Source organism: Micromonospora sp. WMMD812 (assembly GCF_027497215.1).
Lineage (GTDB): Bacteria > Actinomycetota > Actinomycetes > Mycobacteriales > Micromonosporaceae > Micromonospora.
Window position 1 is genome coordinate 1,714,875 of the sequence record NZ_CP114904.1, and the last position, 12,872, is coordinate 1,727,746.

The 12,872-nt window shown below is 68.9% G+C and carries 10 protein-coding genes; 8 read left to right on the forward strand and 2 right to left on the reverse strand.

Annotated features, from left to right (window positions below):
• Positions 1-2: 2 nt before the first annotated feature.
• Positions 3-1,658 carry a hypothetical protein gene (locus O7603_RS07880; RefSeq protein WP_281575023.1) on the reverse strand — a complete coding sequence of 552 codons (1,656 nt, stop codon included), beginning with the start codon at positions 1,656-1,658 and terminating at the stop codon, positions 3-5.
• The gene (locus tag O7603_RS07885) at positions 1,651-3,717 is read right to left on the reverse strand and encodes a hypothetical protein (RefSeq protein ID WP_281575024.1); all 2,067 of its coding nucleotides are present in this window, start codon (positions 3,715-3,717) and stop codon (positions 1,651-1,653) included. The genes O7603_RS07880 and O7603_RS07885 overlap by 8 nt, the downstream gene beginning before the upstream one ends.
• Before the next feature lie 300 nt (positions 3,718-4,017).
• Here O7603_RS07885 and O7603_RS07890 point away from each other — a divergent pair, with 300 nt between their 5' ends.
• The 8 genes from O7603_RS07890 (at position 4,018) to O7603_RS07925 (ending at position 12,596) form a co-directional block, all read left to right on the forward strand.
• Positions 4,018-5,583, forward strand: coding sequence for a hypothetical protein (locus O7603_RS07890; protein WP_281575025.1), 1,566 nt, complete (start codon positions 4,018-4,020; stop codon positions 5,581-5,583).
• Positions 5,584-5,929: 346 nt separating this feature from the next.
• Entirely contained in the window at positions 5,930-6,667 is a 738-nt protein-coding gene (locus O7603_RS07895; RefSeq protein ID WP_281575026.1) for a D-Ala-D-Ala carboxypeptidase family metallohydrolase, read from the forward strand.
• A 191-nt stretch (positions 6,668-6,858) separates the two neighbouring features.
• On the forward strand, positions 6,859-7,731 hold the full coding sequence (locus O7603_RS07900; protein WP_281575027.1) for a class I SAM-dependent methyltransferase: 873 nt from the start codon (positions 6,859-6,861) through the stop codon (positions 7,729-7,731).
• Positions 7,732-7,780: 49 nt separating this feature from the next.
• On the forward strand, positions 7,781-8,236 hold the full coding sequence (locus O7603_RS07905) for an AAA family ATPase (protein ID WP_281575028.1): 456 nt from the start codon (positions 7,781-7,783) through the stop codon (positions 8,234-8,236).
• Positions 8,237-8,767: 531 nt separating this feature from the next.
• The gene (locus tag O7603_RS07910; protein ID WP_348651058.1) at positions 8,768-9,529 is read left to right on the forward strand and encodes an ABC transporter permease; all 762 of its coding nucleotides are present in this window, start codon (positions 8,768-8,770) and stop codon (positions 9,527-9,529) included.
• Positions 9,526-10,767, forward strand: a complete 1,242-nt coding sequence (locus O7603_RS07915) for a betaine/proline/choline family ABC transporter ATP-binding protein (RefSeq protein ID WP_348651059.1) — start codon at positions 9,526-9,528, stop codon at positions 10,765-10,767. Before O7603_RS07910 ends, O7603_RS07915 begins: the two co-directional genes overlap by 4 nt.
• Complete coding sequence (locus O7603_RS07920) at positions 10,764-11,546, forward strand: ABC transporter permease (protein WP_281575029.1); 783 nt, start codon at positions 10,764-10,766, stop codon at positions 11,544-11,546. Before O7603_RS07915 ends, O7603_RS07920 begins: the two co-directional genes overlap by 4 nt.
• Before the next feature lie 66 nt (positions 11,547-11,612).
• Positions 11,613-12,596, forward strand: a complete 984-nt coding sequence (locus O7603_RS07925) for a glycine betaine ABC transporter substrate-binding protein (protein ID WP_281575030.1) — start codon at positions 11,613-11,615, stop codon at positions 12,594-12,596.
• Positions 12,597-12,872 lie beyond the last annotated feature (276 nt).

Sequence of the window (12,872 nt, forward strand, 5' to 3'; positions counted from 1 at the left end):
AATCACATCAAGGTCGTCGAGTTGTTGAGGCGGTACTCCATCCACGCCACCGAGACTTCCACGCCGCCGGGTAGCGCGTGTCGAGCCAATTCGACCCGCCAGGCGTCCTCCAGGTTGGTGGATATCCGGGGGCCGATGACGTCGGGTCTGGTGTCCGCGAACTGACGAAGCATGCGGCGGGAGAGCGTGATCTTCCCTCTCCCCCGCAGCGTCGACTCGCCGACATCCCGACAGACCAGGTAGTCGAGATTCGGCAGGGCTCCGACCTCCTCCATCTCGCCGACGGCGGGAGTGAGACCCGTCACCTTGAGTGCGTCCATGAAGGCGATCAGGGGTGCGGCGAGACCGTCGTCCGTGCCGGCCGCCCGCCAGGAGAACCAGAGCGGGATGCGGTCACTGCCCTCGCCGGGTCGAACGAGCATGGTCGGCCCGGTGAGGACTTGGTAGTCACCCGCGCGGTCGGTCAGGCCGGTGAGCTTGTCTCGGTCGGGCTTGCCGTTGTCGTTCCCTGTCACCAGCGGCAGGATCTCGGGGAGCAGCTCCTGCGGAGCACTCGTCCGACCCTCCCTGTCGTCCCCGCGTGCCGATCGGATGCGCCCGCGCAGGTCCTTCTCGAACTCGTCGGTTCCTCCGGGTGGGAGCCGGTTGACGGCGAGTTGCAGGTGGATGAAGGCAAGATCGTCCAGCGAAATGATCGAGCAGGCCAGCACGCCCAGTTCGGGGAACTCCCGAAGGTAGGACATGATCGCACTGGTCGATCCGACGCGGGCGGGGCCGACGAAGGTGAGGGGCAGGCAGCACCGCGCCTCCGCGCCGTCCCACCGCGTCCGGGCCGCGCCCTGCTCGGCTTTCGACTGGTCGTACGGGCGGACCAGATACCAGTTGCCTTGCCGGTGGCCCGGCCGGATGTCGGCCCGCCAGAACCCGTAGCCGCGTTTGCCGGCGAAGTGCGCGAACGCCTCGGAGAGCTTGAGGCGCCGTTCAGCGCCGGCGCGTCGCAGCGCCATAGCGAATCGCACCGCGACGGCGGACGGCACGGGCCACTGCCCGTCGTCGGGCCGGGCGGGCAGCTGAACCGGGCCTTGCACGGACAGCAACGGTGCCTTGTGCTCAGCGGCGACTCTCGCAATCTCCGCAATCAACTCGGCGATCGCTCGGCTGTGGAAGCTCGACCACCGGGTGGTGTTCTCCTGTATCAGGATCAGGCCCTCGAACCTCTGCCCCGACTCGTAGATGAAGGTCGGGTTGGGCCACGCCGTGCCCTGGAAGACCCACTCGTCGGGGGATCGATCATCGACTCTGAGTGCCACTGGAAGGTCACTGCCCCGACGCCGGCGCTGCATGCCTTGCGGGAGCGCGCCGACGTATGTCCCGATGACCAGCCCGACCCCGTGCGCGGCGGAGGAAAGGGTCTCGCGCGGGGTCTGGCGCGCCGGCCGTGCTTCATGGCTGCCGTTCGCGCCGCGATGGTCAGGCTGCGGCGGCGCAAACCGTCCGGCATAGGCCCGGTCGCCGAACAGGTCACGAAGGTAGCCGCCGCGGTCCAGGACGTGGTGTACCTCGAAGTTCACCTGCATCAGAGACTGCCTCGCCATCAGAAATCCGGCTCGGGCGAGGTCGGCTAGCGCGGCAGGGGAGTTCTCTTCGTCGTCACTCATGATGCCATCCAGTCGATTGGAAGACGGCGTCCGTCGGTACCGGCGTGGCCGCTGGCGGGAGAAGCCATCTCGGAGCGGACAGTCGGGCGGGTGCGAGGTCGCGGTGCTTGGCGAGGCGCCGGTGTACCAGTGCCGCCGCGAGCAGCGGAAGTGCCGTCGTCAGGCCGAGCATCCCGCCGAGGGCGGGGCCGTGGACGTCGGTGGCGATGACGGCGGAGGCGCCCACGGCTGACGCGATGGACAAGTGGGCCAGGTGCCTGGACTGTCGTCGGAGGTGCCCGAGGATCGTGTGTCGCATCGGCAGGTCGAGCCTCGTGTAGAGGAATCCGGGCACCAGCAGCAGCACCGCGACCACGGCGTCCGCGTTCGACGACCCGTTCGCGGAACGACCGTAAGGCCACGGACTTCCCGCGAGCAGAGCGCCGACCAGGTAGATCGTGGTGGCCACGGCGACCGCGAAGGCGATGACGCTGCCCGGGCGCACCCCGGTCGCATCGCGCAGGGTCAGTGTGCATGTCACGGAGGTGTGTTCGCCGTCGGACGATCGGGGTGAGGTGCGCCTCCAGTAGGCGTGTGCTCGACTGCTCGCCGGGTCGTTCTCCACGGAGAAGTCGGAGCCGAGCTGCTGCCTATCGACCTCGTCGGCGGCGTGTTCGAGACGGTCGGCGGTCAGGTTCGTCAGTAGGGGCGCCTCCATCCTGTCCGGTTCGTTGACCAGCGGCTCAGCGGACAAATACAGGTTCGCCAGCCACCTGCTGTGCTGAAGGGCGTCGTCGGACATCTCCAGCCCGGCCTGGCTGGCGTCCCACTGCCGGGATCGGAGAAGTTCGGAGAGGCGACCGAGCGCTGACTGCAGTTCGAGTTCCAGCAGGCGCGTCTCGGTCTGCCGCGCGGACTTGTGCCTGCGTAGCCGGTCGGCGAGAGCTCGCAGATCCGTGGCCAGCTCCTTCGCCGTCGCTTCGTCCACGTCGGTCACCAGGGACATCGCCTCGATGTGGACGCCCGGTTCGGTCTCGGCGACCACGTGGTAGGAACGCAGGCTCGCGGGTATCCGCGCCAGGTACTGGATGCGGTAACGGGCCGAGGTCGAGCGGGACCAGACTCGGGCGGGGCCGGCCGCCCGGCCCTGCTCGCGCAGATGCACCGGCGCGTCGTAGCTCAGCAGGTGGTCGTCCTTGGTCAGGTCGAGGGCGGTGACCAGGAGGTAGTCGTTGAGTGCCACGTCGAGCAGGTTTGCGTAGGAATCCAGCTGCGGCGCGTACTGGCGCAGCACGGACAGAACGAGATCCCGGCAGTCATCGGCTCCTGGGGCACCGACTGCCGAAGTCTGCAGGTTTCCGTACTCGTGTTGCTCGACGTCACCCAACGGTCTGGTGCGTTCGGTCAGGAGCGCGAGCAGAGCAGCCTGGATGAGCCATCGGGCCTGCTCCTCACGCAGCAGCCGACTCACGTTGGACGATTGTCGCGACTCCGGCCGGCTGGACAGGATGCCCTTCAACAGGCGGTACAGACCCGAGGCGAGAAGCCGGGACGTCTCGTACTGGGTCAGCCGTGGAAGCTTGTTCCCGGCGGCGTCCACGACATCGATTGGCGAGACACTCAGTCTCGAGATGCGGGTCACCGGCACCCAGATGGTGGGTGTGGAGGGCTGCTCCTGTTCCGGGTCCCGGGCGCTGCGGCTGCTGAGGCGCTGGAACAGGTGACTGGCCTCGCGCTGGCTCGGGTCCAGCAGGCTCAACCGGACGTCGACTTCGGTCGTTCGGCTCGCGACGCCGTGCTCGACGAAGGACAGCCGTTCGGTGAGCCGGCGAATGTGGTTCTGCCGCAACGCCATGTCGAGGAAGGCCAGACCAACCGCGGCCCCCTCGCGGGACAACGGGGGCGGCGCCCCCGGCACCGGCACCGTTCGGATCGCCCGCTCCAGCGACGGCATCCGCGGCGACTGCACCGGCTGCGGACTCGCCGCCCCGGTGACGACGCCACGCGGCTGCGGGATACGAGAGAGCGACCCAGCCGGTGCGATCGTTTCGGCTGCCCTCTTGGTGCGAATGATGTCCATCCGTCCTCCCTGCTGACGTCCGGGCCACCGCTTGCCAACCCACACCGAATCCGCCCCGAAAACTGCGATTCGATCTTCGAGTGGCGACTCGGATATTGGCCGTACTGGTTGGGCGGTCAGTCAAAGGTACGTTCAGTGTCAGGTCGTAGCCGCACTGTTGCACTCCGCTTATCGGCGTGCAATAAATGCGCTGTGGGGAGCGGGAGTGGACTTACGGGGCGTCGGGGCCGGCCGCCTCGCTCGCCACGCCAGACAGCCGCTCGACCGGGCTGGCCACCGCATCAGGACAGGGCCGCCTGGTTGCTCCGCGTTAACCGGCTGCACGGACAGCAGGGCGAGTGGACGGCAGCGACCGCGTTCGCAGACGCGTTCCAGGGCGGCTGCTGGCGGGAACGCACCAGTGTCTACCGCATCTCCCGCTGGGAAACGGCGGCGGTCCGAGTGCCGTACCTGGCCGTGCGACGCTACGAGCAGTTGCTCGACCTTCCCGGCGGCAGTCTCGTTGCGCTTCTTGACACCATTTACCGATACTTCGCACCGGATGTCAGCGCTTCTCCCCTGCTAGCCAGAGGCGCAGATGCGCGAAGTACCGAAAAGCCCGCACAAATTGACCAACTACTGGAACTCGTACTCTCCGACGGCATCGTGACCGGATCGGAATGGGATGAGCTGACCGCTCATCTCGCCGCCACCCCGCGCCAGATCATCACACCGCGCTCCGCGTGGGACAAGATGGCCCAGCGACTGCTCTCAGAAATGATCATCGCCGACGGTGTGGCGTGGATGCAGCGTCACGAAGCCTTCAACCGACTCCTCGCCCACCCCGTCGGCCAACAGGCCGCCATCGCCACCTGCGCCGATCTCGCCGCCGACCGGACCGGTCAGGTCTTCGTCGAGACCGTCAGCATCCTCGACGGCAGTCCCCACCCGGACGCAAGCCGACACCTACTCGCACAGCTCATCAGCCCCACGAACGACCGGGCTCAGTACGGAGCCCTGCTCGGCTGCATCCGCAAGCTACGGTACGGACACTTCACCAGAGGGCAGCTGCAGCGGCTCTTACCGATCGTCCACGACATGGTTCTCGACCCTGCCACGTACGCCCGGGCACAGCCGCTCGCCGCCGAACTGCTACGACGGCTTCCGGCAGACGTCTCCGCGAGCGCCAAGGCGCAGCTCAGCCGGGCGATAACGTCCGATCCGGCCATGCAACAGGCGCTGGACGCCAGGCATCCAGTGCGAGAAGAGGCAGCGGCGGTGCGGGTCGCGCGCATCACCGGCGCCGCGTTGGCCCAGACATCGGTCGAGGCGCCCCACTTCCACGACCAACTGCTCCCGGCATTGCTGGAGGAGATGCTGTTCAGCCCGGTCTTCGACGTCCGGCTATACGCCGCGATGCTGCTCTCCGGCACGCCCTACCGTCAACCTCTCGCCACGACGCTCGCCTCCGAACTGGCCGTCAGCGCCGCCAGCGGTCCCGTCGAGGAGGCGCTGACCATCATTGAGGCGCTCCGGATCATCGGCACGTCGGAGCAGCGCCCCATGATCGAGCGGCTGACCACGGCAACCGGGCTACCCTCGACCATCGCCCTGGCCGCCACTCAGGCGATCGGACACATCGGCGGCCGCAGCAGCGACCACTACTGGAGACAGGCGATAGCGCACCACGCTCGCCGATGGCGGCAGAGCCGAACCACCACGCACGCAACTGCCTTGGTCGGACTGGTCTACGCGCTTGGCATCGCCCGCAACGAACGGATGCTCCAGCTCGTCCGGGGCGACGCCACCGTTCCCGCAGAACCCCGCGCTGCGGCGTCATGGTGGCTGAACCTGCCCCGGCGCATCCTCGACAGCGCCCTCTGGTGAAGTCCGGGCCTCACCCCAATCGCGGCTGATCGACCTGACGCCAGCGGTGGGTTTCCATTCCGGCGACCGTTAGCGGCGCCGACAACGGCACCGTGCTCGGGGGGGTGATGAGCCGGGCCGAGATGCGACGGCCGCGGTGCGGCGCCGCCTGTACACCGAGGTGAGCACCCTGCTCGCGCCTCGACGGAAGAACGGAACCCGAACGATGACCTACCGCAACCCGGCGTGGGGGTGATCTCGCGGCGAAAGAATCTGCCGCGTTGGGCCAGGCCATGGACAGATATTGACGGCGAGGCGATACTCAGTCACATCCGTCAATATGTGGCTCTTTGGCTTGGAGGCCAGGATGTTCAGACGTACCGCCAGCCTTGTCGCCGCGCTGAGCCTCGCCGCCATGGCGAGTCTCCTCGGCGTGGTAACCACCGCCGCACCCGCCCAGGCCGACGGCTGCTACACGTGGGGACGGACACTGACCGAAGGGATGTCCGGTGAGGATGTCCGCCAGCTACAGATCCGCGTCGCCGGCTACCCCGGCTACGGCGCGGTCCTCGGCATCGACGGGATCTTCGGTCCGGCGACGAAGGCCGCCGTCAACCGGTTCAAAAACGCCTACGGCCTCGACAACAACGGCACCGCCGGCCCGGCCGTGTTCAACAAGATCTACCAGTTGCAGGACAACGACTGCACCCCGGTCAACTTCAGCTACGCCGAACTGAACGACTGCAACTCCGACTGGTCCGGCGGCGCGGTCTCGGCCTCGACCGCCAAGTTCAACGCGCTGGTGAACATGTGGAAGCTGCAGGCCATGCGACACGCCCTCGGTGACCGGCAGGTCATCGTCACCAGCGCCTTCCGCAGCCACGCGTGCAACAACGCGGTCGGCGGCTCATCGACGAGCCGGCACCTCTACGGCGACGCGGTCGACCTCGCCGCCGGGCCCCACTCACTGTGCACCCTCGCCCAGCGCGCCCGCTACCACGGCTGGCGCGAGATCCTCGGCCCCGGCTACCCCGGCCACAACGACCACACCCACGTCGCCCACAAGTCCTCGCAGACCTGGTCCGCCCCCAACTGCGGCATCTGACCGGACGTGCCGCGGGCGGGAAGGACCGAAGCGGCCTCCCCGCCCGCGGCGCTGCCCGGTGTCCCGCGAGTGTGCGATCCATCTGGCACGTCGGCAGGCGCCGCTCAGCCATGACAAATGTCAGCGTGCCCAGCCGCGCCCGCCGCTAACGTCAACCGCAGAGCCGACGTCTCAGCGGAGGGCAGAACGCGATGTCGCACACTCTGCGGGCGAGCCGCACGGCCGTACTGGTCTGCCAGGGGCGCGCGGCCGCCGACGGGCTGATCGCTCCCGGCCGCTTCGCGGATCCGACAGCCATGCCCCTGCTGCGTCCCACCGAGCGTGCGGCCGTCCAGTGGGTCCGCGACGGTGCCGTGCCCCGGCAGTGGCAGCAGAGGGTCGACTACGAGACGGTGCGGGCCAACGCCGAGCTGATCGTGCCCCGTACCGTCGCCATCGACGACGCGATACGCGCTCACCCCAGCCCTCAGCTGGTGATTCTCGGTGCCGGGCTGGACGGCCGCGCCTGGCGGATGCCGGAACTCGCCGGTGTAACGGTCTTCGAGGTCGACCAGCCGGCCACCCAGCAGGACAAGCGCGACCGCGCCGAAGGCCTGCCCGGCACCCCGCCGACGTTCGTGCCGGTGGACTTCGGCCGCGACCGCCTGGCCGAGGCGTTGGCGGCCTCCGGGCACCGCGCCGACCGTGCCACGACCTGGGTCTGGGAAGGCGTCGTGCCGTACCTGACCACGGCGGAGGTGGCCGCCACGGCCACCGCGCTCGCCGCCTGCTCGGCGCCCGACAGCCGGCTCATCGTCAACTTCCAGGCGCCCGGAACGTCCACGACGCTGGGCCGCGTTCTGGCCCGGCTGCTGATGGCCTCCACCGGCCGGTCGAGCGTCTGGGCGAAGGAGCCGTGGCGCTCGACCTGGACGCCCACCGCCATGGCCGCCCTGCTCCACCAGCACGGCTACGCCGTCACCAGGGACGAGAACCTGTTCGACACGGCGCGGGCTCTGGCCACACCGATGCGCCACCCCAGGTCGCTCGGCCACAGCCGGGTGATGGTCGCCGATCGGGTCTGACGGGTACGTCGTCGCAGCGGGGAGGCGGTCTGTGGGTGACGGGTTGGAAGTGGCGATCCTGATCGGTCTGCAGGCGTCGGGCAAGACGAGGTTCCGCCGCCGGGTGTTGGCCGAGACTCACGTGGTGGTCAGCAAGGACGCGTTCCGCAACGCGCGTAACCGTCAGCGCCGTCAGATGCGTCTCGTCACCGAGGCGTTGGCGGCGGGGCGGTGCGTCGTGGTGGACAACACCAATCCCTCCCCGCAGGAGTGGCAACCGCTGATCGGGGCCGCCCGCGCTCACGGCGCGTCGGCGGTCGGGTACTGGTTCCCGCCGGATCTGCCCGCGGCGCTCGCCCGCAACGCCGCGCGTGAAGATGGAGATCGGGTGCCGGACGTCGGGCTGTACGACACGCTCAGGCGGCTGCGACGCCCCCGGCAGGCCGATGGCTTCGACCGACTGTACGAAGTCCGGTTCGACGGCAGAGGCGGGTTCCACGTCGAGCCGATGGCTCAGGAACGGTGACACCGGCGGTCAATGCGGTCATCGCTGCCGAGCTTCCCGTGACAGCGTCGTCCGATGCCACATCCCGACGACCCGGCCCTCGTCTCGTACGTCGCCGAGCGCTCCTCCGGCGTCGCGCTGGCCCTGTTTGACGCCAGCGGCCCGGGCCGGCCCGGGCCGCGCTACAGAGCGCGGCGGGCAACGCTGACCGGCGGTTCCGCGCGGCGCAGCGGAGGACATTTCGGGCTCGGGTCCTGGGCCGGCCGAACCGCCGAGGCCCACATGACGTACTGTGGCACCCCACAATGATCACCTGGGCAGACGTTTCTGTCCGGAAGGAGGAGATGGACGAAGCGGTGGGCCCCGACCCCGTGTCGCTCGGCGCTCCCGTCTGAACTTCTACCTCTTTCTCCCACCACTCCACGTCGCACACGGAGGGCCATTGCCGAATGCCAACGCCCGAAATGTGATGGCCAACCGGCCATGGCAGGTTCCGCACCGCCGCGGCCACCGCTGGCCCGCGGCCTGCCAGCCGCCGAGAGGACGTGTCAGATGACCTTCTTCGAATATCTGGAGAGCCGCCGCGACCTGCTGGTCGCCCAGACCCTCGAGCACGCGACGATCGTGCTGATGGCGGTGGCGCTGGCAACGCTCATCGGAATGTCCGTCGCCGTTCTCACCTACCGCCACCGTCGCGCCCGGGGAATCGCCGTCGCGGTCGCCGCGGCCGTGCTGACCATTCCGTCGTTCGCGCTGCTCGGCCTGTTGATCACTCCGCTGGGCCTGGGGTACCTCCCCGCGCTGGTCGCCCTGACCCTGTATGCCCTGTTACCGATCATCCGTAACACGGTGGTGGGACTGACCGAAATCGACCCGGCGCTCACCGAGGCGGCTCGCGGCATCGGGATGAACTGGGTGCGGATGCTGTGCACGGTCGAGATACCGCTGGCCTGGCCGGTCATCCTGGCGGGTATCCGCGTCTCCACCCAGATGACGATGGGCATCGCGGCGATCGCCGCGTACGTCGGCGGGCCGGGCCTGGGTAACCAGATCTTCTCTGGCCTGGCCAACCTCGGCGGCGTCAACTCGCTGAACCAGGCCCTGGTCGGCACCCTCGGAGTGGTCGTCCTCGCTCTCGTGGTGGACCTCTGTCTGGGCCTGCTCGGTGTGCTGACCCGGGGCGGCCGGAGCCGCCGGTCCGCCTTCTCCCGGTCAACCGCGCCGTCCCCCGCCGAGCAGCCGGACTCCGGTGCGGCGCTGGCCGGCGCACCGCCCCTCGCGGCTCCGTCCACCATCCAGGGAGGTCAACGATGACCGCTGACGTGATGATCGACCTGCAACAGGTCAGCAAGCTCTATCGGGGGCAGAAGACCCCGGCGGTCGAGGACGTGTCGATGACCATCCGGCGGGGCGAGATCGTCGTGCTGGTCGGCCCGTCCGGCTGCGGCAAGACCACCACCATGAAAATGATCAATCGGTTGATCGAGCCCAGCTCGGGGCGGATCATGGTGGACGGGTCGGACGTCACCTCGCTCAACCCGACCGAGCTGCGCCGGCGCATCGGCTATGTCATCCAGCAGGTGGGACTCTTCCCGCACATGAGCGTGGCGACCAACGTCGGGTTGGTGCCGAAGATGCTCGGCTGGGACCGCAAGCGGATCGACGCCCGCGTCGACGAACTGCTGCACCTGGTCGGGTTGGAGCCCGGCCAGTACCGGCACCGCCTGCCGCGGCAGCTCTCCGGCGGCCAGCAACAGCGCGTCGGGGTCGCCCGCGCGCTCGCCGCCGATCCGCCGGTGATGCTGATGGACGAGCCGTTCGGCGCCACGGACCCGTTGACCCGGGACCGGCTGCAGAACGAGTTCCTCCGGCTGCAGGAGAAGCTGCAGAAGACCATCGTCTTCGTCACTCACGACTTCGACGAGGCGATCAAGATGGGCAGCCGCATCGCGGTGCTCGGGGATCGATCGCGCATCCGGCAGTTCGACACCCCGGAGCGACTGCTGAGCAGTCCCGCGGACAAGTCGGTGGCCCAGTTCATCGGTGCCGGCGCCTCACTCAAACAGCTCAACCTGCGCCGGGTCGACGCGGTCGAATGGGACGACGCCGAGCTGGTCCAGTTGGACGACTCGCCGACGTCGGCGCTGCGCCGGTTGGACGAGACCGGCGAGTGGGCCGTACTGAGCGTCGACGGCGAGCGGCGTCCGCTGCGCTGGATCACCGCGCGGGACCTCGATGCCCATCAGGACAACCTGCACGGGGTCGGCGGACGCGCGACCGTGGTGGAGCCGCGTGCCACGCTGCACGACGCGCTCGACGCGATGCTGAGCAGCAGCAGTGGCGCCGCGGTGGTGGTCGACGACGCGGGCCGGTACCGCGGCACCCTGTCCATCGACCGGCTCATGCGGGCGATCGGTGAGATGCGCGAGAGCGAGCGGCTGCGCGACCGGCCGGTGGCGGAGGCGCCGGAGCAGGCGGACGGGCCGAGAGCCGACGCGATGCCCGCGCAGCGCCGTGGCGCGCGGTCGGCGGCGGATCGGGAGACGTCATGAGCGTCGGCACCGTCGCCTCCGGTCAGGTCGCGGACGCCCCTCCCTCGCGGTGGCGGGGCCTGCTGCGCCGGCACGCGACCATGCCGCTGGTGCTCGCGGCGGCGCTGCTCGCCACGTACCTCTGGGTGCGCTCGCTCGCCCTGGACGACATCGAGCGGCGCTCGCTCAACGCCGGGTACCTGTTCCAGGTGACCAGCCAGCACATCGCGATCTCCGCGATGACCACGCTGCTGGTGGTGACGATCGCGGTCAGCGCCGGCGTCCTGCTCACCCGCCCGGCGCTGCGCTGGCTGGCGCCGCTCGTCACGGCGCTGGCCAACGTCGGTCAGGCGATGCCGGCCATCGGGGTGCTGGTGCTGCTCAGCATCTGGTTGGGCATCGGCGCCGGCACCGCCCTCATCGGGCTGGTGGCCTATGCGGTGTTGCCCGTGCTGCGCAACACGATCGCCGGGATCAACCAGGTCGACCGGCATCTGATCGAGGCGGGTCGGGGCATCGGGATGTCTCCGTTCGCGGTCCTGCTCCGCGTCGAGCTGCCGCTCGCGGTACCGGTGATTCTCGCCGGCGTGCGCACCGCGCTGGTGCTCGCGGTCGGTGTCGCCACGCTCGCCACCTTCATCGACGCGGGCGGTCTCGGCGGTCTGATCGTGACCGGGATCAAGCTTCAACGTGATTCCGTCCTGGTCACCGGTGCGGTGCTCACCGCCGCCCTCGCCCTGACGCTGGACTGGCTCGGCGGTGTGATCGCCGACCTGCTCCGGCCGCCCGGTCTCGACTGATCCACAGATCATTTACATCCCTCGTCCCCGTCCCCGACCGACGCCCGTGCGTCGTGGAGGTCATCAATGCGTACTCGCACACCCCTTTCCCGGCTGGCCGCCGGTACCGCGCTCCTCGCCCTGGCACTGACCGGCTGCTCGGTCACCACCGAGGACTCGGGTGCCGAGGTGGAGGTCGGAGCGGGGTCGATCAAGAAGGACGACGCCCTCGTCGGCCAGACGGTCGTTGTCGGCTCCAAGGACTTCACCGAGAACATCGTCTTCGGCCACATCACCATGCTGGCGCTGAAGGCGGCCGGCGCGAACGTGACCGACAAGACCAACATCAAGGGATCGGTCAACGTCCGCAAGGGTCTGCTCGCCGGAGAGGTCGACGTGTACTGGGAGTACACCGGAACCGCCTGGATCACCTACCTGAACCACACCGACCCGGTCCCCGACTCGCGGCAGCAGTACGACGCGGTGGTCAAGGAGGACAAGGAGAAGAACCAGGTCGTCTGGGGTGCCATCGCCCCGGCCAACAACACCTACGCGATGGCGGTGCGTGCGGAGAAGGCCAAAGAGTGGAACCTTCGTACGCTCTCCGACCTCGCGGCGTTCGCCAAGAGCAAGCCGGCCGACGCGACTTTCTGCCTGGAGAGCGAGTTCGCCGGGCGGAACGACGGGTGGCCCGGCATGACCAAGACGTACGCCATGGACGTGCCGAAGTCCAACATCAGGACCGTCGACACGGGAGTCGTCTACACCGAGACGAAGAAGGGCGAGTCGTGCAACTTCGGTGAGGTGTTCACCACCGACGGCCGGATCAGCAACCTCGACCTGGTGGTGCTGGAGGACGACAAGAAGTTCTTCCCCATCTACAACCCGGCGCTGACGGTCAACGGCGCGACCGCCGCCAAGTACCCGAGCCTGACCAGCATCCTCGACCCGATCACCGCCAAGCTCGACGACGAGACCATCCGCAAGCTCAACGAGCGCGTCGATGTCAAGGGCGAGCCGGTGGCGCAGGTCGCCGCGGACTGGTTGAAGCAAGAGGGCTTCATCGCCTGACGTCCCGCGCGACCGCGGTAGGTTCCCCGCGCTCGCGGGGAACCTACCGCGGTCGTCTGGCCGCTGCATGAGTTCGGCGATCTCCCGCGTCTGCTGGCGAGGCCACTGGACCGGCGGCCGTGCCGCGGGCGGGTAGGACCGAGGTGGGCTCCCCGCCCGCGGCGCTCGTCGACTCCCGGGAAGACGGATCATCTTGGCGTCGGCGTGCTCGTCCCGTCCCCCTCAACGCCTCGCCAGGTCTCCTTCGCAGGGGTTCCCGTGCGGAAGCCTCTTCCA